Here is a 21,358-nt window from a genome sequence, read left to right on the forward strand (position 1 = left end):
CCGAAAAGCGGCGTCGGAGGAACCTTTCCGGCTTTCCGGAGATCCAACCGGGCGTCGGATCCCTCCCGGAAGGACGTCCCGTGATCTCCAGACGCGCGCTGCTGATCGGCGGCCTCGGCGGGCTCGGCGCCTTCGCGGCGGCGGGCGGGACCGGCTATGCGCTGGTGGAGAACGACGTCCTGCCCGGCCGGGTCCGCCTCGACCGCGCGCTGGGCCGGTGCGGGGACGTGCCGGCGCCGCCCGCCGCGTCCACCGCCGTCCGGCGGCTGAGCTGGCATTCCGCGCACCGCCGCACCGACGTCACCGCGACCGTGGTGCTGCCCGCGGCGAACCGGTCACTGCGTGGCCTGCCGGTCGCCGTCGCCCTGCATGGCAGCGGCGGGGACGGCGCGTCCGCCGTCCGGTCGCTCGCCCTGGACCACTACCTTCCGGACGCCGTCGCGAACGGCGGCGTCCCGCCGTTCGCGATCGCCGCCATCGACGGCGGCCCCGACTCCTACTGGCATCCCCGGGCGGACGGCGAGGACCCCATCGGCATGATCGTGGACGAGCTGCTTCCCCGCCTGGGCAAGGAGGGCGCCGAGGCCGGGCGGATCGGCGTCATCGGCTGGTCGATGGGCGGCTACGGGGCGCTCGTGCTGGCCCGGCGGCTCGGCGCGAGCCGGACGGCCGCCGTGGTCGCCTCATCGCCCGCCCTCTTCGCCTCCTACGGGGACGCGCACCGCACCAACGCGCGGTCCTTCGACGGCGCCGCCGACTTCGCCCGCAACGACGTGTTCACCGGCCTGGACGCGCTGAAAGGCATCCCGGCCCGCGTCGACTGCGGCACGAGCGACCCGTTCGCGCCGATGGTCCGCAAGCTCCGCGACCGGATCCATCCGGAGGGCTCCATGGGCGGCGGATGCCACGACGGCGGCTTCTGGCGCCCGCGCCTCCCCGCGCAGCTGGCCTTCCTCGGCCACCACCTCGCCGGTTAGCGCGGCGGGGACGGCTCAGGCGGGCTCCTCCGCGCGCCCGGTCCGCACCAGCCAGCTCAGCATCAGCAGCACGTCGAGCCGGTCGTCGAGGCCGGAGAACCGGCCGCCGGTCAGCTCGGCGATGCGCCGCAGCCGGTACCGGACGGTCTGCTCGTGGATGTGCAGCCGCTCCGCCGCGACCACCGCGTTGTCGCCGGACTGCAGGTAGGTCAGCAGCGTCTCGGCGAGCGGCTGCCGGCGCGCCGGCGCGAGGTCCAGCAGCGGGCCGAGCACGGCCGCGGCGGTCGCGCCGACCAGCTCCTCCGCCGCCAGCGTCGCCAGCGAGGCGATGTGGTCGACGCACCGGACGGGCTCGCCTGGCGGCAGCAGCCCCCGCTCGACCAGCGTCAGCGCGTGCCGCGCCCACCGCAGCGACACCGCGCCCTGCGTCGGCGGCACGGTCGGCCCGATCGCGGCGGTGCCGAGCCTGCGCAGCGCCGGCCAGATCCGGTCCTGCCCCGGCCCCTCGGGGTCGGGGACGACCAGGAACGGCACGGGCGCGTCCCAGGCGGCCAGCACGGCCGGCGGCAGGATCCGGGCGCCCGCCGGGGCGCCGGCGGGCAGCGCGACCAGCCCGATGCTGCGCGGCGGGTCCCAGCGGGCCGCGATGGCCAGCTCGGTGATCGCCTCGTGCCCCGGCGACGGCTCCGCCACCAGCGCGTCCCGCAGCCGCTCGCGGCGCCGCTCCCGCTCGCTCGCCAGCTGCCCCAGCTCGCGCGCGTATCCCTGCGCCGCGGCGTCGGCGACCCGCGCCACCAGCATGAACAGCGAGTCGGTCAGCCGGCCCAGCGTCTCGCGGGACCAGCCGAGCCGGTAGGCGTCCTTGATGAAGCGGCGGCAGGCGATCTGGCTGCTCACCCGCATCGCGTTCTGCAGCGCCTCCAGCCCGCGCCCCTGCCGGGCCTCCTGCTCGCCGAGGTGCATGTACAGCTCGGTGAGATGGCGCGCGTCGGCGTCCGGGTGGTCGACCGAGTCGACGAAGAACGCGACCGTCTCGCTGACCGTCCGCTCCACCCGCAGCGCGTACTCGCCGTCGTCGTGGCCCGCGTACTCGGGGACCTGGTCGCGGATCTCCCGCTCCATCTCCTCGACGGCGGCCTGCAGGTGCTGGCGCAGCAGGTCGGGGAGCTCGGCGGGCATGGGTCCTGGTGCCATCCGGTGTCCGTTCGGCAGGGGACTGACCATGGGACCTCCCTCCGGGAGGGTGATCCGGCCTCACCCTAGGCAAGAAAGTGATCGCTGTCACCGTCCGGGCCGCACGCGGTGGAGGGGTGCGTCCGGACGGGAGGCATCCGGCGGGATGCCTCCGTCATGCGTATCACGTGCCCCGGCGTCTCCGGCCGTGCCCCCGGCGGCTAGGGCGCGACGGGCTCCGGCCGGGCGGCGGGCGGAAGCGGGGGCGGCCCGGCGGGCGGTTCCGGGACGGCGCTCGCCCGCCGGGACAGCCGGCGGCCGAGGCGCTGCGCGGGACGCTCGATGTAGCGGTGCGCGAGCCCGGCGGCGACGAGGACGGCGGCCACCAGCACGCCCTCCCAGGCCAGCCGCAGCCAGAGCGGCATGCTGTCGCGGTCGCCGGCGATCCGCCAGACCGTCTGGACGACCATCGGATGCAGCAGGTAGACCGAGTAGCTGACCAGTCCCAGCCACATCAGCGCGCGCGGCATGCGCCGGCGGCGCAGGGCGAGGCCGCCGAGGAAGGTCAGCCAGGCCGCGGCCACGGCGAGCGACCAGTCGACGCCCGGCGGCTGCGCGGGGCCGTACCCGGTCCAGGGGTCCGGCGAGCGCAGGCCCGCCAGCAGCGTCAGCACCGGGACGACCGCGATCATCGCGGCGGCGCGCCGGGCCGGCAGCCGGCCGTCCTGGATGCCGCGCACCGCCGTCCCGGCGAACATCGTGGCGATGATGCACAGGCTCTCGACTCCGCCGATCCGGCTGTCCAGCACGAGCAGCGTCAGGGCCAGCGCCGCCACGATCGCGACGCCCGCGCGGCGGACGGCCCGGCGGCCGCTGACCATGGCCGCGATGCCGGCCGCGAGGGCGAGCGCCGCGACCGTCGGCGTCCCGCCCGGCCACCGGGCGGCCAGCAGCCCCGACGGCAGCGACACGCCGAGGATCGCCGCGGCCACGCCGAAGCCGAGCGAGACCCGCGCGCTCGCGCCCTTCACCCCGGCGATGAACATCGCGGTGATGAGCAGGTAGAACACCATCTCGTAGGAGAGCGTCCAGAAGACGTTGACGACGTTCGGGACGCCGAGCAGGTCCTGGAGCATGGTCAGGTGCGCGACCGCCGAGATCCACGGCCGGTCGCCGAGGCCCTGCGGCAGCCCCCACGACACGCCGGTCGCGCCGAGCGCCAGCATCAGCCCGACGGCCGCCAGCCAGGCCGGGTAGAGCCGGAACAGCCGGCCGATCCAGAACGTGCGGACGCTGCCCCGCCGGATCAGCGAGAACGACACCACGTAGCCGCTGACCAGGAAGAACAGGAAGACTCCGTAGCGCCCGAAGTCGAACCACGGGCTGGCGGTCCGGCGGACCTCGGGGAGCAGCACGTCAAGGGAGTGCTCGAACACCACCGCCAGCGCGGCCACGCCCCGCAGGGCGTCCAGCCAGCCCATCCGGGGCGCCGTGGCCGGGGGCGCGCCGTTCGCCGTCTTTTCCGTCGTTTCCGTGGTGAGAGTGTTCGTCGGCATCCGGGCCACCCTAGGGGCCGTTCCTCCGTGTTCTCCACAGACCCCCTGAACATCACCTGAACGCGGTGTGACCGGCATGCGGCGTTCGGCCACGTCCCGCGCGGGCCCGCCGCGAGCCCGTCCGGGTTAGGACCGGATCCCGACGCCCGCGTACAGGACGGCGTCGCCGGGCGGCGGAGGTGCGCTCCCGTGTCCCCATTGCCCGGCCGGGACGAGGCCCGGGGGCAGCGGGGCGAACGGGCCGAACAGGCGGGCGAGCTCGGCGGCGCCGCGGGGGACCAGCGGCCCGGCGCCCGCCGCCGCGAACCGCCGTGCCGCCTCGGCGACCGCGGCGGGCGCGTGGTCGGCGGTGGCGTGCGAGACGACCAGCGCGCTGCCCGGCGCCGCCGCGGCGCCCAGCGCCGCCACCGGGACGCGCGGGTCGGGCAGGAAGTGCAGGACGCTGGAGAACACCAGCGCCACCGGCTCGGCCGGGTCGATCAGCCGCCGCACCTGCCGGGCGCCCAGGATCGCCTCCGGGTCGCGCAGGTCGGCGTGGAGCGCGGCGATGTTGCCGCCCTCGATCAGCAGCGCGCGGGCGTGCGCGATGACCAGCGGGTCGGCGTCGACGTAGACGACGCGGGTCCCGGCCGCGTGCCGGGCGGCCATCTGGTGCAGGTTGTCCGCGGCGGGCAGCCCGCAGCCGAGGTCGAGGAACTGCCGGATGCCGCGCTCGGCGCAGGCGCGGACTGCGCGGGCGAGGAACGCCCGCCCGTCGCGCGCCGCCGCGGCGGCCTGCGGCAGGACCTCCAGCACCCGCCGCGCGAGTTCGCGGTCGGCGGCGTAGTTGTCCTTGCCGCCGAGGAGGTGGTCGTGCACGCGGGCGGTGGCGGGCCGGTCCAGGGCGAGCGGCGCGTCCCCGGACACGTCCCCGGACGGCTCGGCCGTCAGCGGGGACACGGCGGCGGAGGCCCGGGTGCCCACGGCGGGAACGCTCATGTCCATGCCGTCCGGGCCCCGGGCGCACGCCGGACGGAAGCGGTGCGGCGGCGTGCGCGGGGGAGGCGGGTGCGGGACGGCGGGCGGGACGTCGTCATGGGCGGTTCACCAATCGTGGGGTGGCTACTCCTCGACGGTAGGCCGATCGGGTCGCGGCGCGGCGGCCGCGTCCGCCGGTCCGGCCGCAAACCGCCGCCGGCATGACCGCATCGGGTCAACCGCGTTTGGCGGTGTTCCCCGGTTCCCGCGAGCGCAGGTGACGGGCATCAGGGATGCTGCAAGACGACGCACCGTCGCCGGACGCGCACGCTCGCGAGCACCGCCCTCCCAGCGATGGCCGTTTCCGGTCATGACAACGGCTTAACCGCAAGTGCACACGAGTGTCGGGAGCCGGTCAGCCGCCGTCCGGGTCCCGCCACATCAGCCAGACGGGCGGGCAGCCCTTACCGGGCATGGCCAGCTCCCGCGTCACCCGGAACCCGAACCGCTCGTAGTAGGGGACGTTCTGCTCCTTGGAGGATTCGAGGTAGGCCGGGACGCCCTCGGCGTCGCAGCGGTCCAGCCGCGAGCGCAGCAGCGCGCCGCCGAGCCCGTGGCCCTGCGCGGGCGGGTCGGTGCCGAGCACCGCCAGATACCAGTGCGGTTCCTGGGGATGGTGCTTCTCGATAGCGCCGAGGGCGCGCAGCGCCGCCGGCACCCGCCGGCCGAGCGCGCGCAGCAGCGGGACCGCCTGCGCCGCCTGCGCCGTGACCGGCACGCGCCACAGGCCGGGCGGGTCCCACAGGGCGGCGGCCTCCACGCCCGGTCCGCGGCCGGCCGTCTCGGTGCCCTCGTGCCGCAGGTGCACGCGCCGCAGCAGGATGCCGAACACGCCGGTCAGCCTGCGGACCCGCGAGGCGTCGTCGGGCAGGATCCAGCGCCAGACCGGGTCGTCGTCGAACGCGCGCCCGAGCACCGCCGCGATCGCGTCGGCGTCGGTGCCGCCCGCCGCGCGGACGAGCGGGGACGGCTGGGGCTGGGACGTCATGGCGCGGCCTCCTCGGGACGCGCCGATCCTCGCCGCGCGACCGCGCCCCCGTCAAGGCGCACGGTCCTCAGGGGATGCGCGCGGTCCTCACCAGGATGCGCGCGGTGCCCGCCGGGTTCCGCGCGGTCAGCGGCGGGTGCGGCGCTCCTCGCGGGCGCGGCTCAGCTCCTCGAGCACCAGCGTGGCGCCGATCCCGGCGAGCCAGGAGTCCTTGGCGAGCGGGATGCCCTGCTGGGTGGGGCGCAGCCCCTCGCGCATGCCGGGAATCCGCACGTAGAGGCCGAGCAGCCCGCCCGCGAAAGCGGTGAGCGCGGCGCCCGCGAGCATCGTCGGCACCAGCGGGGTGATCAGCGCGGTGCCGAGCGCGACCTCAGCGGTGCCGAGCTTGCGGGTGAAGTCGTTCTTGTCCTGGGCTTCCAGGAACGGGTAGGCGGTCTTGGCGGTGCCGTGGATGTAGTCGGCCGTGCCCTCGTCGCCCTTGAGCTTGGACAGGCCCGAGTTCAGGACGAACGCGCCCACGATCAGCCGGACGGGCATCTGGTGCGCGCGAGCAAGAAAACGCATCGTTCCCCATAACGATCGGGAGATTACGGGCGCAGGGATCATTCCCCGGCGCCGCCCGCTCCACGCGAGGGACGGGTCAAGTCTCGGCATCGGCCGCCGCCCGGCACGTTCAGGAGGCCTGGCGGTCCTCCATGAAGCTTCCGGCGGCGGCCCGCAGCGCCTCCACGCACGCGTCGACGGCCGGGCCGCCGGCCACCGTGCGCCACGCCACGTAGATCTTGCGGCGGACGACCGGGCGGGTGGCCAGCATCCGGACGCCGGACGGGACCGGGTCGCGGCCGAGCCGGGGGATCAGCGCGGCGGCCAGCCCGGCTGCGACGAACGCCAGCTGGGTCGGGTAGTCGGCCACGTTGCAGGCGACCTCGGGCTCGGCGTTGTGCTCGCGCAGCGTCTGGACCAGCTGCCGCTCGCACGTCCCGCCCCGCGTCCAGCACGCCCAGCGCATGCCGCGCAGCTCGTGCAGGTCGACGGTGCGGCGCCGGGCGAGCGGGTGCGCGGCGGGCAGCGCCAGGTCGATGACGTCGGAGGACAGCAGGACGTTCGACACCGAGGCGGGGAACGGGGTCGGCATGGTGTCCCAGCTCTCCACCATCGCCACGTCGATGTCGCCGCGCGCCAGCGCGGGCAGCACGTTCTCCGCCTCGCCCTCCTCCAGGGTGGGGGACAGGCCGGGGTGCCGCTCGCGCAGCGCCGCGAGGGCGGGAGGCAGCACCGAGCGGGCGGCGGTCACGAACGCGCCGAGGCGGACCGGCCCGGTGACGTCCTCGCGCAGCCCGTCCAGTTCCGCGGCGGCGGCCGACAGCTGGGCCAGCACCCGCGCGGCGTGCCCGGCCAGGACGTGCCCGGCGCGGGTGAGCCGCACGCCGCGCCCGTGCTGTTCGAGGAGCCGGTGGCCGGTCTCCCGTTCGAGCTTGGCCAGCTGCTGCGACACCCCGGACGGCGTCACGTGCATCGCCTCGGCCGCCGCCGCGATCGTCCCGTGCACCGACACCGAGTGCAACGCCCGGAGGCGTTCGATGCTCATCGTCACGGTAGAGATGCTACCGATTTTCGCTCAAGAACATTCGCTTGTGCTACTGGAACCGGGGCGGCAGCGTGGGAGGCGTGCGAAGGATCGACCCGCGTCTGCTCGCGATCGCCGGTGCCGCGTTCATCTCGGTCTCGGCGATCCTGTTCCGCCTGTCCGGCGTCTCGTCCGGGACGGCCGCGTTCTTCCGCTGCGCGCTGGCGCTGCCGGTGCTGGCGCCGCTCGCGCTCTGGGAGCGGCGCCGGGTGGGGCCGCGGCGGCACGCGGCGGTCGATGTGGCTGCCGGGCTGCTGCTGGGAGCCGACCTGGTGCTGTGGGGAGCGTCGATCGACCGGGTCGGTGCCGGGATCGCCACCGTGCTGGTGAACGTGCAGGTCGTCGTCGTTCCGCTGCTGGCACTGGCCGTCTTCGGGGAGCGCCCGTCCCGCCGGTTCACGCTGGCGGTCCCGGTGATGCTGGGCGGCGTCGCGCTCGCCGGCGGCCTCGCGGGGCACGGGACGGGCGCGGATCCGGTCACCGGCATCGCGTTCGGCGCGGGCGCCGGCGCCGCCTACGCGGGTTACCTGTTCCTCACGCGCGTCGCCGGGCGCGGGCAGGGCCACCGGGCGCAGCCCGTCCTGCTGGCGACCTGCGGCGCCGGAGCCATGGCCGTCGTGCTCGGCGGACCGTGGCAGGGCGTCGACCTCACACCCGGCTGGGCGGCGCTCGGCTGGCTGGCCGCGCTCGCGCTGACGGGCCAGGTCTGCGGCTGGATGCTGATCGGCGCCGCGCTGCCGCGGCTGCGCGCCGAGGAGGGCGGGACGCTGCTGCTCCTCCAGCCGGTCCTGGCCGTCGCCTTCGGCGCGGCGGTGCTCGGCGAGCGTCCCGGGGCGTGGCAGATCGCGGGCTGTGCGCTGGTCCTCGTGGCGGTCCGCCTGGCCGGACGCGCTCACGGCGGGCGGCGGGCGTCGCGGCCGGGTACCGTTCCGGGGCGTGACGACTCCGCCGCAGGGACCGCCGCCCGCCCCCGAATGGGCGCCCGAACATGAGGTCACCGCGGACGCGGCGGCCGGGCTGATCGGCACGAGGTTCCCCGAGCTGGCGGGCGCGCCGGTGGAGCCGCTCGCCGTCGGATGGGACAACACGGTCTTCCTGGTCGGCGGCGCATGGGTGTTCCGCTTCCCGCGCAGGCGGATCGCCGTCCCGGGCGTCGAACGCGAGATGGCGGTGCTCCCCGCCATCGCCCCGCGCCTGCCGCTGCCGGTCCCCGTGCCGCGGTTCGCGGCCGGGCCCTCGGAGGAGTTCCCCTGGCCGTTCTGGGGCGCGCGGATGATCCCCGGCCGCGAGCTCGCCGACGTAGCCCCCCGTGATGAGGACCGGACGGACCTCGCCGCGCAGATCGGCGCCTTCCTGCGGGCCCTGCACGACCCGGCGCTCGCCGCGGAGGTCGGTGGCGGGCTGCCGCACGACCCGATGGCGCGGGCGGACCCCGCCGCCCGCGCCGCGCGGACGCCGCCCCGGCTGGACTCGCTGGTCCGGCTCGGCGTCTGGGCGCGCGATCCCGCCGTGACGGGCTTCCTCGCCGAGGCCGGCGAACGGCGCCCGCCCGCCGGCGACCCGGTGATCGTCCACGGCGACCTGCACGTCCGGCACCTGCTGCTCGACCCCGCCGGACGGGCCGCCGGGGTGATCGACTGGGGCGACGTGTGCCTGGCGGACCCGGCGCTCGACCTGTCCATCGCCTACGCCGGGTTCTCCGGCGCCGCCCGGGCGGCGCTGCTGGCCGCGTACGGTCCCGTCCCGCCGGACCGGGAGGCCGCCGCGCGCGTGCTGGCGCTGAACCTCAGCGCGACGCTCGCCGAATGGGCCGCCTCCACCGGACGCGGGGCGCTGCTGGCCGAGGCGCTCGCCGGCATCGGCCGCGCCCTCGCCGGCTGAGCGGCGCGTCAGACCCGCTTGTAGATCCGGATGGCGGTGCCGTCCGGCCCGGTGTGCATGCGGACGAGGTCCGCGAGGTGGTTGACCAGCAGGATCCCGCGCCCGCCGGACGGGCTCATCTCCACCGGGCGCCGCCCGGCGAGCGGGTCGGCGATGGTGCCGGCGTCGCTGATCTCGCAGACCACGTGGCCGTCCTCGGACCAGATCCGCGCCGTCCCCGACCCGCCGCCGTGCAGGCAGGAGTTGGCGGCCAGCTCGTGCACGGCGATCTCGAGGTCGCCCGCCCGGTCGGCGTCGAGGCCGAGGTGCCGCGCCCACCGGCAGGTGAAGTCGCGGACGCGGGGGAGCGCGTCCAGGTCGAAGCTCATCCGGGCGGCGCGGGGCGGCTCGGGCAGCGGCCGGTTGTAGGAGCCGATCACGCGCTCCGGCGCGTAGTCGTCGCTGGCGCGCTCGCCGTCCCGGTCGATGACGACCGGATGGGTGGCGTAGGCGTCGGAGATCGCGGCCGAGTCCAGCCCGCCCACGTCGTAGGGGCACAGGATCGATACCTCGCGGCCGGCGAACGCCAGGTTGATCAGCGCCTCGTGCTGGGCGCAGGCGGGGTACTCGGTGTCGGTGCGGCCGGGCCAGATCGGCTCGCCGATGATCCGCACCCGCCCGTCCCGGTGCCGGTCGGCGAACGCGCGCAGCACCCCGGGGATGATCCGGCCCGGGTTGCGGCCCGCCTCGGCCATGTCCAGCCACCGCACGTCCCCGGCGGCGTCGCCGAGCGCCTCGCGCAGCACGCCGAGCCGCGGCCCCGGGACCGCGACGGCGACGGGCTCGGCCGCGTCCAGGCCGGCGCGGACGAACGGCACCGTGCCGTCGAGGTACTCCTCGTCGCCCTTGTAGAAGAGGGCCGGATGGACGAACGGATCCCCCGTTGACGCGTCGTCCGGATCCATGTCCTTATGGCCCCCAAGCGGTCAAGCGGTCGGTAAACGCGGTTCACCTCGACGGTTACCCGCAAACGAGCAGGTAAAAACGGGGTGAACTATGTCATTGCGCTCACACAGTGTGCCCTGCTTCACGACCGCAGGAGCGCGGCGTCCACCACGTCGGTGAGCCGCCCCCTCCTGCGGTAGGCGGTGCGCTGCCGCTCCGCGCCCGTCCCGCCGGTGATGAGCCGCCGCACGCCCGCCGCGACCCGGTCCAGGTCGCCGCTGTCGCGCAGCGCGGGCAGCACATGGGCGAGCAGGTCCCCGGCCAGCCCGCGGAACGTCGCCGGGCGGCCCGTGCACACGTCGACGCCGTCGCCCGCCAGGCCGTTGCGGGCCGCCAGCCAGTACGCCGCGCGCAGCATCTCCTGGGGCGGCTCCGGGGCCGGTTCCCCGGCCTCCACCGCGCGCACCGACATCTCCACCAGCGCGCGGACCAGCGCCGCGAACGCCGACGCGTCCGCCGCGGTCGGCGCGACGTCACCCAGCCGCACCTCGATCGTGGGCAGCCGCGCCGACGGCCGGACGTCCCAGAAGATCGTCCCGGCGTCCATCAGCGCGCCGCAGCCCAGCAGCGTGCCGACCAGGTCCTCGTAGTGCGCGTACGACGCGAAGTGCGGCGGCGGCCCCGCCACCGGCCAGCGCGCCCACGTCATGACCCGCCAGCAGGCGTGCCCGGTGTCGCGTCCGGCCCAGTACGGCGAGTTGGCGGCCAGCGCCAGCAGCGTCGGCAGCCAGGGCCGCAGGTGGTTGCTGACCGCGACGGCGCGTTCCCGGTCGGGCATCTCGACGTGGACGTGGCAGGAGCAGATGCTCTGCTCGTCGTCCAGCGCCCGGTACGTCGCCAGGCTCTCGGCGTAGCGGGCGCCCTCGCTGATCGGGGCGGGCACGAGCTCGCCGAGCACGGGCGTGCCGGTCGCGGCCAGCCGCACCCCCTCGGCCGCCGCGGCGTCCGCCATCGCGGCGCGCATCGACCCGACCTGCTCCTCCAGCTTGTCGAGGTCGTCGCAGGGCGGGGTCTTCGCCTCGGCCAGGAAGTCGACGAGTTCGGTGGAGGCGCGCTCGCCGAGCGCCCGCTCCGCGCGCCGCACCACGGCGGCGGCACGGGGGACGACCTCCCGGGAACCGGGATCGACGACGAAGTACTCCTCCTCGATTCCCATTCGCAGGGCCATCCCACCACCTCGGGGTCGGGGGCTCGCAGGCGGCCGCGTCACTTAGACGGTACGTTCTCGCGGCCCGCTTCGCATCCGCCGGGCGCGGCCCCGGCCCCGGAAAGAGATCTTCTTGACGCTCTTTTGACCCGCCGCTCAGCGGGCAGCGTTGACAGGGGACGCGCGCGACGGCGAAGGCGGAAACGACAGAGGAAGGTGATCCGGATGCCGGGATCGGCTCCGATCGGCATGCTCGCGCTCGTGGTGGCGATCGCGGTGCTCGTGCTCGTCGGCCTCATCTACTTCGGCGGCCGGCGGCAGGGACCGCCCGACGGGATGAACAGGGACCGCCGCTGACCGGCCCGGCGGCGGGCGGTCCGCGGCGGGCTGCAGCGGTGCCGGGGTGCTACTGGCGCGGCTCGTCGACCACGACGTCGGTCATGATGTCGACCGCGAGGGCGATGATCCCGCCGATCACGGCGACCGCGGCGCCCGCCCCGAACACGATCCAGTCGGGGCCCATGGCGATGCCCACGCCGCCGATGACGAAACCGACGAAGATGATGGCCACGGCGACCCAGGACTTGGGACGCCCGGCGTGGCTGCCAGTCGACATGCGCAGTCTTCTCTTTCCGCGTTCGGTGGGGGACGGCGGCCCGCGTGATCGGGCCTCCGACGCCGAACTCTAGCAACGCCCGCCCCGCACGGCCGCGCCGGGTGCCGCGGCGGCGCGGCGTGCCCGCGCGGGTGCCTGCGTATCAGACGAAGGCGCCCTGCCCCGTCGCCGCGCGCCCGACGATCAGCGTGTTGATCTCCCGGGTGCCCTCGTAGGAGTAGAGCGCCTCGGCGTCGGCGACGAACCGTCCGATGTCGTAGTCGAGGACGATCCCGTTGCCGGCCATCAGCTCGCGTCCCCAGCCGACCGCCTCGCGCATGCGGCTGGTGCAGTACGCCTTGGCGAGCGCCGAGTGCTCGTCGCGGTAGAGCCCCTCGTCCTGCAGCTGCGCCAGCCGCACCACCATGCCGAGCGAGGCCGTCGCGTTCCCGAGCATCTTCACCAGCAGGTCCTGGACGAGCTGGAACTTGGCGATCGGGCGGCCGAACTGCTCGCGCTGCACCGCGTACTCGCGGGCGATCTCGTAGGCGGCGAGCATCACCCCGACCGCCTGCCACGCGACGCCGCTGCGGGTGCGGCGCAGGATCGCGGCGGTGTCCTTGAAGCCGCGCGCGCCGGGCAGCCGGTCGGACTCGGGCACCGGGCAGTCCTCGAACCGCAGGTCGGCGTTCTGCACCGTCCGCAAGGCGATCTTGTTCTCGATCCGGGTCGCGGTGAAGCCCGGCGCGTCCTTGTGCACCACGAACCCCTTCACCTGGTCGTCGGCCTCGTCCCGGGCCCACACCACGATCAGGTCGGCGAACGTGCCGTTGCCGATCCACCGCTTGGCGCCGTTCAGCACCCAGTGGTCGCCGTCGCGGCGCGCGGTGGTCCGCAGCCCCAGCGCGACGTCGGACCCGCCCTCGGGCTCGGTCAGCGCGAACGCGCCGACCTTCTCCATCCGCGCCATCGCGGGCAGCCACCGCTCGCGCTGCTCCGGGGACCCGCACCGGCCGATGCTGCCCATCGCCAGCCCGGTGTGCACGCCGAAGAACGTGGCCATGGACGGGTCGACGCGCGCCATGTCCATCGCCAGGAACCCGGCGAGCAGGCTGCTGGGCTTCTCGCCCGGGCACTCGTCGTAGGCCAGCCCGGCGACGCCCAGCTCGCCGTACTGCGGGACGAGGTCGAAGGGGAACTCCGCGCGCGCCCAGCAGTCGTTCGCGATCGGCGCGACCTTCGACTCCAGGAAGGCGCGCACCCGCCCGAGGACCTCCTTCTCGCGCTCGTCGAGGAGCTCTTGCATGTGGTACAGGTCACCGGGCAGCGCATCCAACGTCATGCGGTGGCCTTTTCCCCGAGGCCGGACCGCTAACCGGTGCCGCATTCCGGGCGAATCGGGTTCTGGTGAACGGGACCCGGTCTCGGACGGGATGTAGGCGTGCGCTTACCATCCAGGGCATGACGGTGCCGCCTGAAGAACTCGAACTGGCCGCCGCCTTCCCCTCCGCCGAGCGGGACCGGTGGCGGGAGATGGTGAAGGGGGTGCTGCGCAAGTCCGGCGCGGCGACCGAGGAGACCCCCCTCGGCGAGATCGAGAGCCTGCTCACCCGCGAGTCCTACGACGGAGTGCCGATCGCCGCGCTCTACACCCGCGACGACGCCCCGCCGGGACGGCCCGGGCTGGCGCCGCTCGTCCGCGAGGTGCGGCCCGACGGCGAGGGCCTGGCCGGATGGGACGTCCGGCAGCGGCACACGCACCCGGACCCGGCCGTCACGCGCGCGGCGGTCCTCGCCGACCTGGAGAACGGCGCCACCTCCGTGTGGCTGCGGCTCGGCGACGCCGGGACGCCCGTCGACGCGCTCCCCGAGGCGCTGCGCGGCGTGCTGCTCGACCTCGCGCCCGTCGTGCTGGACGCGGGCGACCGCACGGCCGAGGCCGCCGAGGCGTTCCTGGCGCTGGTCACCGAGCGCGGGAACGGGCCGGCCGCGTCCGGCAACCTGGGCGCCGACCCGCTCGGCCGGCAGGCTCGCACCGGGACCGCCGGATCCCTGGACGAGGCGGCGGCGCTGGCCGTCCGGTGCGTCCGGGAGTTCCCGCGGCTGCGCGCGATCGTCGCCGACGGCATCCCCTACCACGACGCCGGGGGCAGCGACGCGGAGGAACTGGGCGCCGCGGTCGCCGCCGGCGTCGCCTACCTGCGCGCCCTCACCGGCGCCGGGCTGAGCGTCGACGAGGCGTTCGGGCAGATCGAGTTCCGGGTCGCGGTCAATGCCGACCAGTTCTCCTCGATCGCCAAGCTGCGCGCGCTGCGCCGGCTGTGGACCCGCGTCGCCGAGGTCAGCGGCGCCGCCGAGGGGACGGCCGCGCGGATCCACGCGGTCACCTCGTCGGCGATGATGACGCGCCGCGACCCGTGGGTGAACATGCTGCGCACCACCGTCGCCGCGTTCGCCGCCGGGGTCGGCGGCGCCGACGCCGTCACCGTGCAACCGTTCGACGCCCGTCTCGGCCTGCCCGACGACTTCGCCCGCCGCATCGCCCGCAACACCCAGACGCTGCTGCTGGAGGAGTCGAGCCTCGCCCGCGTCGTCGACCCGGCCGGCGGCTCCTGGTACGCCGAGAGCCTCACCGAGGGCCTCGCCCAGGCCGCCTGGACCTGGTTCACCGAGATCGAGAAGGCCGGCGGCCTCGCCGCCGCCCTCGGGTCCGGGCTGGTCGCCGACCGGATCGCCGCGACCTGGGCGCGCCGCCGCAAGGACATCGCCCGGCGCAAGGCCCCGCTCACCGGCGTCAGCGAGTTCCCGAACCTCACCGAGAAGCTGCCCGAGCGCGAGCCCGCGCCCATTCGGCCCGGCGGCGGGCTGCCCGTCGTGACGTACGCGCAGGACTTCGAGGAGCTTCGCGCCCGGTCCGACGCCCACGCCGAGGCCACCGGCGCCCGCCCGAAGGTGTTCCTCGCCACGCTCGGCCCCATCGCCGTGCACACCGCGCGCGCGTCGTTCGCCGCCAACCTGTTCCAGGCGGGCGGCATCGAGACGGTGACCGGCGCGCCCGAGGAGTTCGCGGCGTCCGGCACGTCCGTCGCCTGCATCTGCTCCAGCGACAAGGTGTACGAGGAGCGGGCCGCCGAAGCGGCGCGCGTCCTGAAGGACGCCGGTGCCGTGAAGGTCTGGCTGGCGGGTAAGGGAACCTACGAGGGGGTCGACGCCCGCGTGCACGCCGGATGCGACGCGATCGAGGCGCTGGAGACCACCCTCCGCGATCTGGGAGTGAACGAATGATCCCCGACTTCACCGAGATCGAGCTCGGGACGGCGCCCCCCGCCGGCGAGGCGGCCGAGCGGTGGCGCGCCGCCGTGGCCGACGGCACCGGCAAGGACCCCGAGGCCTACACCTGGGACACCCCGGAGGGCATCGGCGTCCCGCCGCTCTACACCGCCGACGACCTCGCCGGCCTGGACTTCCTCGGCACCCTGCCGGGCATCGCCCCGTACCTGCGCGGCCCGTACCCGGCGATGTACGCCACCCAGCCGTGGACGATCCGCCAGTACGCCGGGTTCTCCACCGCCGAGGAGTCCAACGCCTTCTACCGGCGCAACCTCGCCGCCGGGCAGAAGGGCCTGTCGGTCGCGTTCGACCTGGCCACCCACCGCGGCTACGACTCCGACCACCCGCGCGTGGCCGGCGACGTCGGCATGGCGGGCGTGGCGATCGACTCCATCTACGACATGCGGCAGCTCTTCGACGGCATCCCGCTGGACAGGATGAGCGTGTCGATGACCATGAACGGCGCGGTGCTGCCCGTCCTGGCGCTGTACATCGCCGCGGCCGAGGAGCAGGGGGTGAAGCCGGAGGGCCTGGCGGGGACCATCCAGAACGACATCCTCAAGGAGTTCATGGTCCGCAACACCTACATCTACCCGCCGACGCCGTCGATGCGGATCATCTCCGACATCTTCGCGTACACCTCGCAGCGGATGCCGAAGTACAACTCCATCTCGATCTCCGGCTACCACATCCAGGAGGCCGGGGCCACCGCCGACCTGGAGCTGGCCTACACCCTCGCCGACGGCGTGGAGTACATCCGCGCGGGCCGGGAGGCGGGCCTGGACATCGACGCGTTCGCGCCGCGCCTGTCGTTCTTCTGGGCGATCGGGATGAACTTCTTCATGGAGGTCGCCAAGCTGCGCGCCGCCCGCCTGCTGTGGGCGAAGCTGGTGAAGCAGTTCGACCCGAAGAACCCCAAGTCGCTGTCGCTGCGGACGCACTCCCAGACGTCCGGCTGGTCGCTGACCGCGCAGGACGTGTTCAACAACGTCGCCCGCACCTGCATCGAGGCGATGGCCGCCACGCAGGGCCACACCCAGTCGCTGCACACCAACGCGCTGGACGAGGCGCTCGCCCTGCCGACCGACTTCTCCGCCCGCATCGCCCGCAACACCCAGCTGCTGCTCCAGCAGGAGTCCGGCACGATCCGGACGATCGACCCGTGGGGCGGCAGCAACTACGTCGAGCGCCTCACCTACGACCTGGCCCGCCGCGCCTGGGGCCACATCACCGAGGTCGAGAAGGCCGGCGGCATGGCCAGGGCGATCGACGAGGGGCTGCCGAAGCTGCGCATCGAGGAGGCCGCGGCCCGCACCCAGGCCCGCATCGACTCCGGCCGCCAGCCCGTCATCGGCGTCAACAAGTACCGCCCGGACGTCGAGGAGCGGATCGAGGTCCTCAAGGTCGACAACGCCTCCGTGCGGGCGCAGCAGATCGAGAAGCTGCGGCGGCTGCGCGAGGAGCGCGACGACACCGCGACGCAGGCCGCGCTCGGCGCGATCACCGCCGCCGCGGAGGCCGCCGAGAACGGCACCCGCCCGTCCGACCTCGGCCACAACCTGCTCGCCCTCGCCATCGACGCCGCCCGCGCCAAGGCGACCGTCGGCGAGATCTCCGACGCGCTGGAGAAGGCGTACGGGCGGCACGCCGCGCAGATCCGTACGATCTCCGGTGTGTACCGGGAAGAGGCGGAGGCGGGTTCGGGCGGTGTAATGAGTAGGGTGTCGAGCATCGAGAAGGCGCGCGCCGCGACCGCCGCGTTCGAGCAGCAGGAGGGCCGCCGGCCCCGCATCCTGGTCGCCAAGATGGGCCAGGACGGCCACGACCGCGGCCAGAAGGTGATCGCGACCGGGTTCGCCGACCTCGGCTTCGACGTCGACGTGGGCCCGCTGTTCCAGACGCCGGGCGAGGTCGCCCGGCAGGCGGTCGAGGCCGACGTGCACATCGTCGGCGTCAACTCCCTCGCCGCCGGCCACCTCACCCTGGTCCCGGCGCTGCGCGAGGAGCTGGCCGCGCTCGGCCGCGACGACATCATGATCGTCGTCGGCGGGGTCATCCCGCCGCAGGACTTCGACGAGCTGCGCGCCGCCGGCGCCGCCGCGATCTTCCCGCCCGGCACCGTGCTCGCCGACGCGGCGATCGGCCTGCTGGACGAGCTGACCGCCGCACTGGGGCATTCCGGGCGGTGAAACCGGAGCTCCAGGACTACGTCTCCGGGGTCCGGGACGGGTCGCGGGCGTGGATCGCGCGGGCGATCACGCTGGTCGAGTCGGCCCGTCCCGACCACCGGGAGCTGGCGCAGCGGCTGCTGGTCGAGCTGACCCCGCACGCCGGGAACGCCCGCCGCGTCGGGATCACCGGCGTGCCGGGCGTCGGCAAGTCCACCTTCATCGACGCGCTCGGCACGAGGCTGACGGGGGAGGGGCACAAGGTCGCGGTGCTGGCCGTCGACCCGTCCTCCACCCGCACCGGCGGCAGCATCCTCGGCGACAAGACGCGCATGCAGCGCCTCGCCGCCGACCCGGACGCCTTCATCCGCCCCTCGCCGACCGCCGGGACGCTCGGCGGCGTCGCCAAGGCCACCCGCGAGGCGATGGTCGTCATGGAGGCCGCCGGGTACGACGTCGTCCTCGTCGAGACGGTCGGGGTCGGGCAGTCGGAGACGACCGTCGCCGAAATGGTCGACTCGTTCCTGTTCCTCACCCTCGCCCGCACCGGCGACCAGCTCCAGGGCATCAAGAAGGGCGTCCTCGAACTGGCCGACGTCATCGCGGTCAACAAGGCCGACGGCGACCACGCGATGGAGGCCAGGCGCGCCGCCCGCGAGCTGTCGGGCGCGCTGCGGCTGCTGCGCAGCGACGAGCGCGTCCGCGACACCCGCGTCCTGACCTGCAGCGCGCGCGAGGGCACCGGCCTCGACGAGGTGTGGGACGAGATCGTCGGGCATCAGGAGCGGCTGCGCGAGTCCGGCGAGCTGGAGGCGCGGCGGCGCCGCCAGCAGGTCGGCTGGACGTGGGCGATGGTGCGCGAGCGGCTGCTCGGCGAGCTGCACGCCCACCCGGCCGTCCGCGACCTCGCGCCCGGCCTGGAGAAGAGCGTCGCGGACGGCGCCCTCACCCCGGCGCTCGCCGCCGAACGCATCCTGGAGGCGTTCTCGCGCGGCCGCTGATCGGCCTTCCAGACGTCCGAAACCACGGGTTGCCGGGGTGCCCGGTCGCGGCGGACGGGGATCAGGTACAACAGTCGGATGGACGTCATCGCGCTCGATGATCCGACGGACGCGCAGATCCGGGAGTGGCACGGCGTGCTGTCGGCCGTGCACGCCGCCCACCCGGCGGGCGAGCCCGCGCCCGAGCCGGAGCAGACGGCCGAGCGGCTCCTCGGCGCCGAGCCCGGGTCCCGGCAGCGGCTGTGGGCGGTCCCCGCCGGCGGCCGGCTGGCCGCCGTCGCCGCGCTGCGGCTGCCCGGCGAGCCGGGCGCGGACCGTCCCGCCGAGATCGACATCCAGGTCCGGCCGGGGCACCGCCGCCGCGGGCTCGGCCGCCGGCTGCTCGCCGCCGCCGCCGAGGGCCTGCGCGCCGACGGCCGCACCAGCGTGATCGCCCAGGTCCACGCGGGCACCCCCGCCGTCCCGTTCCTGGAGTCGCACGGCTTCGAGTGCGTGCTCACCCTGCGCGGCATGCTGCTGCGGCTCGACGAGGTCCCCCCGGACCGGATCGCCCGGCTGGTCGCGGACGGCCCCGAGGGCTACCGGCTGATCCGCTGGCAGGGCGTCGTGCCCGACGAGCACGCCACCGCCCTCGCGCACGCCAAGCACGCCATGGCCGACCTCGCCGAGTACGAGGGCGCCCCCTGGGACGCGCACCGCGTCCGCGAGACGGCCGAGGTGGTCGCCAAGCGCGGCGACGACCTCTACACCGTCGCCGCCCTCGACGCCTCCGGCGCGGTCGTCGCCGGCTTCACCGAGATCGTCGTCCCGCACGACGCCGCCGGCCGCGCCGCCCAGTACGACACGGCCGTCGCCCCCGAGCACCGCGGGCGCCGCCTCGGCATCTGGGTGAAGGCCGCCATGCTCCAGTGGCTCGCCGGCGAGCGCCCCGAGGTGCGCGAGATCGAGACCGACAACCTGGGCGACAACGAGCACATGCTCGCGGTCAACGAGGAGCTCGGCTTCCGGGTGGAGCGCGAGTCCCTGGAGTACCAGGCCCCCGTGTCCGCCCTCCCCTGACCCCTCGGCCGGACTTTTCCACAGAACCCCGTTCCAGTTCCGTCCGCCTGCGCCCGCGGCCACGCTGAAACCCTCAGATGCGGCGAGCGGGGAAGGCGGCCTATGGGCGGGCGGTTCGAGCTGGAGGTCCCGGAGACGGTGACCACGCGGTTCCTGGTGGCGACGCAGTCCAGGACGCTCCCCGGGCCCGGTCGCCTCCCGGACGCCATCGGCGACGGCGCCCTCGCGCGCGAGGCCGCCGCGATGCTGGAATCGGCCCGCCTCGTCGTCGAACCCGTCACGCGTCCGTCCGGTGAGCTGAAGACCCGGTTCCACCGGCTCGCCGCGCCGCCCGGCCGGCTGGGGACGGTCGTCGGCGCCCGCCGGCACATCGCGGTCACCGCCGCCGGCCCGCCCGCCGGTCAGCCGCGGTCCGCGCAAGCCGCCCGGCTGGCCGCCCGCGCCCTTGCCACCGCAGTGGACGGCACCGTCGCCGACCTGGACTCCCGGCAGATCCTGCCCGGCTCCGCCTCGCCCGCCGAGCCGGAGGGGTTCGCCCTCGGCCGCGCGTGGGTGTCGGTCTTCGTCACCCTCGACCCGGACGACGGCGCCCGCGCCCGCGTCGACACCGCCGGCCTGCACCGCTTCGGCCTGCCGGAGGTCGCCGCGCGGCACGTCCCGTACGCGAGCATGCTCACCGCCGCCAACCTCGTCCGCGGGCTGACCTGGCAGCTCGTCGCCGAGCAGGCCGCCTGGCTCGGCTGTGGCCACCGCGACCGCACCCGCGCCACCCGTTGCGAACGCGCCGTGTCCGCCGCCGACGTCCTGCGCTTCTGGGGCGCCGGCCCGCCGGGCCGCGCTCCCGGCGACTCCGGGTCCGCCACCGTCCGCCTCGGCTGGACCGGCACCGACTGCCCCGACTGCCCCGCCGCCATCGAACTCATCCCACCCGCCCGCCTCCCACCGGCACCCCGCGCATCACCCCCACCCGCTGCCCCCGCAGAGGACCGGTGGTGGCGCAAGGTAGCCGAAGCGATGCCCCAGATATCCCGCCCCACCCCACCCCCCTAGCCACCACACGCGAAGCGGGTGGGAAAAAGCGTTGCCTTTGCGGGGGGTGCGTCGGCATTCTGATGGGGGCTTCCGGGAAATGCCCGGAAACCGGAGAATTTCCGTACCATTGTCTCGTAGTTCAACGGCAGAACGCCGCACTGTTAATGCGGATATCCAGGTTCGAATCCTGGCGGGACAGCGGCCCGGGGTGGGAGGTGACCCGGTGAACGTGCTCGTCCTGAACGCGTCGTACGAGCCTTTACAAAAGGTGGACCTGCGGCACGCCATCCGCATGCTGGTCCGCGAGGTGGCCGTCGTGGAGGAGGCCGAGGAGGGCCGGACGATCGGCCGCTTCCCGGTGCCGCGGGTCCTCAGGCTCGTCCGGTACGTCGCGATGCGCTGGCGGCACGGGCGCCGTCCGCCCTGGAGCAAGCGCGGCGTCTACCTGCGCGACCGGGGCCGGTGCGGATACTGCGGGCAGCGCGGCAACACGATCGACCACGTGCACCCGCAGTCGCGCGGCGGCGGGAACACCTGGGAGAACACCATCCTGGCGTGCGGCCGGTGCAACAACCGCAAGGGGGACCGGACGCCCCGCGAGGCCGGGCTGCGGCTGCGCTGGGAGCCGCGGGTCCCGCGCTGGGAGGACCTCGTCGGGATCTGAGGGGACCCGCCGGCCCGGGGGAGGGGCCGGACCGCCAGTGGGCGGTCCGGCCCTTTCATGGTTTGAGTGATGATTGAGTGACGTTGTGTGATCAGCCGAATGTCTGATGGTTTCTGGTGATTGTGGTAGCGTGCCCGCCAATCTTGGCGTCTGTTATAC

Annotated in this window: 20 protein-coding genes and 1 tRNA gene; 11 read left to right on the top strand and 10 right to left on the bottom strand. The window is 74.8% G+C overall.

The window, feature by feature from the left end:
* Nucleotides 1-80 precede the first annotated feature (80 nt).
* On the top strand, nt 81-977 hold the full coding sequence (locus QP089_RS22725) for an alpha/beta hydrolase (RefSeq protein ID WP_285913769.1): 897 nt from the start codon (nt 81-83) through the stop codon (nt 975-977).
* Between the two features lie 15 nt (nt 978-992).
* On the opposite strand, the gene QP089_RS22730 is transcribed toward QP089_RS22725, so the two are convergent.
* The 6 genes from QP089_RS22730 to QP089_RS22755 form a co-directional block, all read right to left on the bottom strand.
* Complete coding sequence (locus QP089_RS22730; RefSeq protein WP_285913770.1) at nt 993-2,171, bottom strand: PucR family transcriptional regulator; 1,179 nt, start codon at nt 2,169-2,171, stop codon at nt 993-995.
* A gap of 200 nt (nt 2,172-2,371) precedes the next feature.
* Nucleotides 2,372-3,706 (bottom strand): acyltransferase family protein, encoded by a 1,335-nt coding sequence (locus QP089_RS22735; RefSeq protein WP_285913771.1) that lies wholly within the window; start codon nt 3,704-3,706, stop codon nt 2,372-2,374.
* Between the two features lie 126 nt (nt 3,707-3,832).
* Nucleotides 3,833-4,684, bottom strand: coding sequence for an SAM-dependent methyltransferase (locus tag QP089_RS22740; protein WP_285913772.1), 852 nt, complete (start codon nt 4,682-4,684; stop codon nt 3,833-3,835).
* 394 nt (nt 4,685-5,078) lie between these two features.
* Complete coding sequence (locus QP089_RS22745; protein ID WP_285913773.1) at nt 5,079-5,711, bottom strand: GNAT family N-acetyltransferase; 633 nt, start codon at nt 5,709-5,711, stop codon at nt 5,079-5,081.
* A gap of 126 nt (nt 5,712-5,837) precedes the next feature.
* A complete protein-coding gene (locus QP089_RS22750) occupies nt 5,838-6,275 on the bottom strand; it encodes a hypothetical protein (protein WP_285913774.1) in 438 nt (145 codons plus the stop codon).
* 109 nt (nt 6,276-6,384) lie between these two features.
* Entirely contained in the window at nt 6,385-7,299 is a 915-nt protein-coding gene (locus QP089_RS22755; protein ID WP_285914050.1) for a LysR family transcriptional regulator, read from the bottom strand.
* Between the two features lie 80 nt (nt 7,300-7,379).
* Here QP089_RS22755 and QP089_RS22760 point away from each other — a divergent pair, with 80 nt between their 5' ends.
* Both QP089_RS22760 and QP089_RS22765 read left to right on the top strand, forming a co-directional pair.
* Nucleotides 7,380-8,330, top strand: a complete 951-nt coding sequence (locus QP089_RS22760; protein WP_285913775.1) for a DMT family transporter — start codon at nt 7,380-7,382, stop codon at nt 8,328-8,330.
* Nucleotides 8,275-9,219 (top strand): phosphotransferase, encoded by a 945-nt coding sequence (locus QP089_RS22765; protein WP_285913776.1) that lies wholly within the window; start codon nt 8,275-8,277, stop codon nt 9,217-9,219. Before QP089_RS22760 ends, QP089_RS22765 begins: the two co-directional genes overlap by 56 nt.
* Nucleotides 9,220-9,227: 8 nt before the next feature.
* On the opposite strand, the gene QP089_RS22770 is transcribed toward QP089_RS22765, so the two are convergent.
* Both QP089_RS22770 and QP089_RS22775 read right to left on the bottom strand, forming a co-directional pair.
* Nucleotides 9,228-10,163, bottom strand: a complete 936-nt coding sequence (locus QP089_RS22770) for an anti-sigma factor RsbA family regulatory protein (protein ID WP_285913777.1) — start codon at nt 10,161-10,163, stop codon at nt 9,228-9,230.
* Nucleotides 10,164-10,285: 122 nt separating this feature from the next.
* On the bottom strand, nt 10,286-11,371 hold the full coding sequence (locus QP089_RS22775; RefSeq protein ID WP_285913778.1) for a carboxylate-amine ligase: 1,086 nt from the start codon (nt 11,369-11,371) through the stop codon (nt 10,286-10,288).
* Nucleotides 11,372-11,575: 204 nt separating this feature from the next.
* On the opposite strand from QP089_RS22775, the gene QP089_RS22780 reads away from it, so the two are divergent.
* A complete protein-coding gene (locus tag QP089_RS22780; RefSeq protein ID WP_285913779.1) occupies nt 11,576-11,707 on the top strand; it encodes a hypothetical protein in 132 nt (43 codons plus the stop codon).
* Between the two features lie 49 nt (nt 11,708-11,756).
* Here QP089_RS22780 and QP089_RS22785 read toward each other — a convergent pair whose 3' ends face one another.
* Together QP089_RS22785 and QP089_RS22790 are read right to left on the bottom strand one after the other, a co-directional pair.
* The gene (locus tag QP089_RS22785; protein ID WP_285913780.1) at nt 11,757-11,966 is read right to left on the bottom strand and encodes an HGxxPAAW family protein; all 210 of its coding nucleotides are present in this window, start codon (nt 11,964-11,966) and stop codon (nt 11,757-11,759) included.
* A 142-nt stretch (nt 11,967-12,108) separates the two neighbouring features.
* On the bottom strand, nt 12,109-13,287 hold the full coding sequence (locus QP089_RS22790; protein ID WP_285913781.1) for an acyl-CoA dehydrogenase family protein: 1,179 nt from the start codon (nt 13,285-13,287) through the stop codon (nt 12,109-12,111).
* 119 nt (nt 13,288-13,406) lie between these two features.
* On the opposite strand from QP089_RS22790, the gene QP089_RS22795 reads away from it, so the two are divergent.
* From QP089_RS22795 to QP089_RS22825, 7 genes are all read left to right on the top strand, one after another.
* Nucleotides 13,407-15,230 carry a methylmalonyl-CoA mutase subunit beta gene (locus QP089_RS22795; RefSeq protein WP_285913782.1) on the top strand — a complete coding sequence of 608 codons (1,824 nt, stop codon included), beginning with the start codon at nt 13,407-13,409 and terminating at the stop codon, nt 15,228-15,230.
* Nucleotides 15,227-17,464: a methylmalonyl-CoA mutase gene (gene scpA, locus QP089_RS22800; RefSeq protein WP_285913783.1), complete on the top strand. Its 2,238-nt coding sequence runs from the start codon at nt 15,227-15,229 to the stop codon at nt 17,462-17,464. The genes QP089_RS22795 and scpA overlap by 4 nt, the downstream gene beginning before the upstream one ends.
* Nucleotides 17,461-18,444, top strand: a complete 984-nt coding sequence (gene meaB / locus QP089_RS22805; RefSeq protein WP_285913784.1) for a methylmalonyl Co-A mutase-associated GTPase MeaB — start codon at nt 17,461-17,463, stop codon at nt 18,442-18,444. The genes scpA and meaB overlap by 4 nt, the downstream gene beginning before the upstream one ends.
* A gap of 78 nt (nt 18,445-18,522) precedes the next feature.
* Nucleotides 18,523-19,503 (top strand): GNAT family N-acetyltransferase, encoded by a 981-nt coding sequence (locus tag QP089_RS22810; protein WP_285913785.1) that lies wholly within the window; start codon nt 18,523-18,525, stop codon nt 19,501-19,503.
* A 102-nt stretch (nt 19,504-19,605) separates the two neighbouring features.
* On the top strand, nt 19,606-20,553 hold the full coding sequence (locus QP089_RS22815; protein WP_285913786.1) for a hypothetical protein: 948 nt from the start codon (nt 19,606-19,608) through the stop codon (nt 20,551-20,553).
* Between the two features lie 110 nt (nt 20,554-20,663).
* Nucleotides 20,664-20,734: transfer RNA gene (locus QP089_RS22820), tRNA-Asn, on the top strand.
* 24 nt (nt 20,735-20,758) lie between these two features.
* Nucleotides 20,759-21,199 carry an HNH endonuclease gene (locus tag QP089_RS22825; RefSeq protein WP_285913787.1) on the top strand — a complete coding sequence of 147 codons (441 nt, stop codon included), beginning with the start codon at nt 20,759-20,761 and terminating at the stop codon, nt 21,197-21,199.
* Nucleotides 21,200-21,358: the final 159 nt, after the last annotated feature.

The organism is Actinomadura opuntiae (genome assembly GCF_030283205.1).
Classification (GTDB): Bacteria; Actinomycetota; Actinomycetes; order Streptosporangiales; family Streptosporangiaceae; genus Spirillospora.

Bases quoted from the DNA above. Each gene is read 5' to 3' on its own strand.
- QP089_RS22795 (WP_285913782.1), top strand. From the start codon at position 13,407: ATGACGGTGCCGCCTGAAGAACTCGAACTGGCCGCCGCCTTCCCCTCC.
- QP089_RS22785 (WP_285913780.1), bottom strand. From the start codon at position 11,966: ATGTCGACTGGCAGCCACGCCGGGCGTCCCAAGTCCTGGGTCGCCGTG.
- QP089_RS22730 (WP_285913770.1), bottom strand. From the start codon at position 2,171: ATGGCACCAGGACCCATGCCCGCCGAGCTCCCCGACCTGCTGCGCCAG.
- QP089_RS22740 (WP_285913772.1), bottom strand. From the start codon at position 4,684: ATGAGCGTTCCCGCCGTGGGCACCCGGGCCTCCGCCGCCGTGTCCCCG.
- QP089_RS22815 (WP_285913786.1), top strand. From the start codon at position 19,606: ATGGGCGGGCGGTTCGAGCTGGAGGTCCCGGAGACGGTGACCACGCGG.
- scpA (WP_285913783.1), top strand. From the start codon at position 15,227: ATGATCCCCGACTTCACCGAGATCGAGCTCGGGACGGCGCCCCCCGCC.
- QP089_RS22810 (WP_285913785.1), top strand. From the start codon at position 18,523: ATGGACGTCATCGCGCTCGATGATCCGACGGACGCGCAGATCCGGGAG.
- QP089_RS22735 (WP_285913771.1), bottom strand. From the start codon at position 3,706: ATGCCGACGAACACTCTCACCACGGAAACGACGGAAAAGACGGCGAAC.
- QP089_RS22770 (WP_285913777.1), bottom strand. From the start codon at position 10,163: ATGGATCCGGACGACGCGTCAACGGGGGATCCGTTCGTCCATCCGGCC.
- QP089_RS22750 (WP_285913774.1), bottom strand. From the start codon at position 6,275: ATGCGTTTTCTTGCTCGCGCGCACCAGATGCCCGTCCGGCTGATCGTG.
- QP089_RS22755 (WP_285914050.1), bottom strand. From the start codon at position 7,299: ATGAGCATCGAACGCCTCCGGGCGTTGCACTCGGTGTCGGTGCACGGG.
- QP089_RS22775 (WP_285913778.1), bottom strand. From the start codon at position 11,371: ATGGCCCTGCGAATGGGAATCGAGGAGGAGTACTTCGTCGTCGATCCC.
- QP089_RS22745 (WP_285913773.1), bottom strand. From the start codon at position 5,711: ATGACGTCCCAGCCCCAGCCGTCCCCGCTCGTCCGCGCGGCGGGCGGC.
- QP089_RS22780 (WP_285913779.1), top strand. From the start codon at position 11,576: ATGCCGGGATCGGCTCCGATCGGCATGCTCGCGCTCGTGGTGGCGATC.
- QP089_RS22790 (WP_285913781.1), bottom strand. From the start codon at position 13,287: ATGACGTTGGATGCGCTGCCCGGTGACCTGTACCACATGCAAGAGCTC.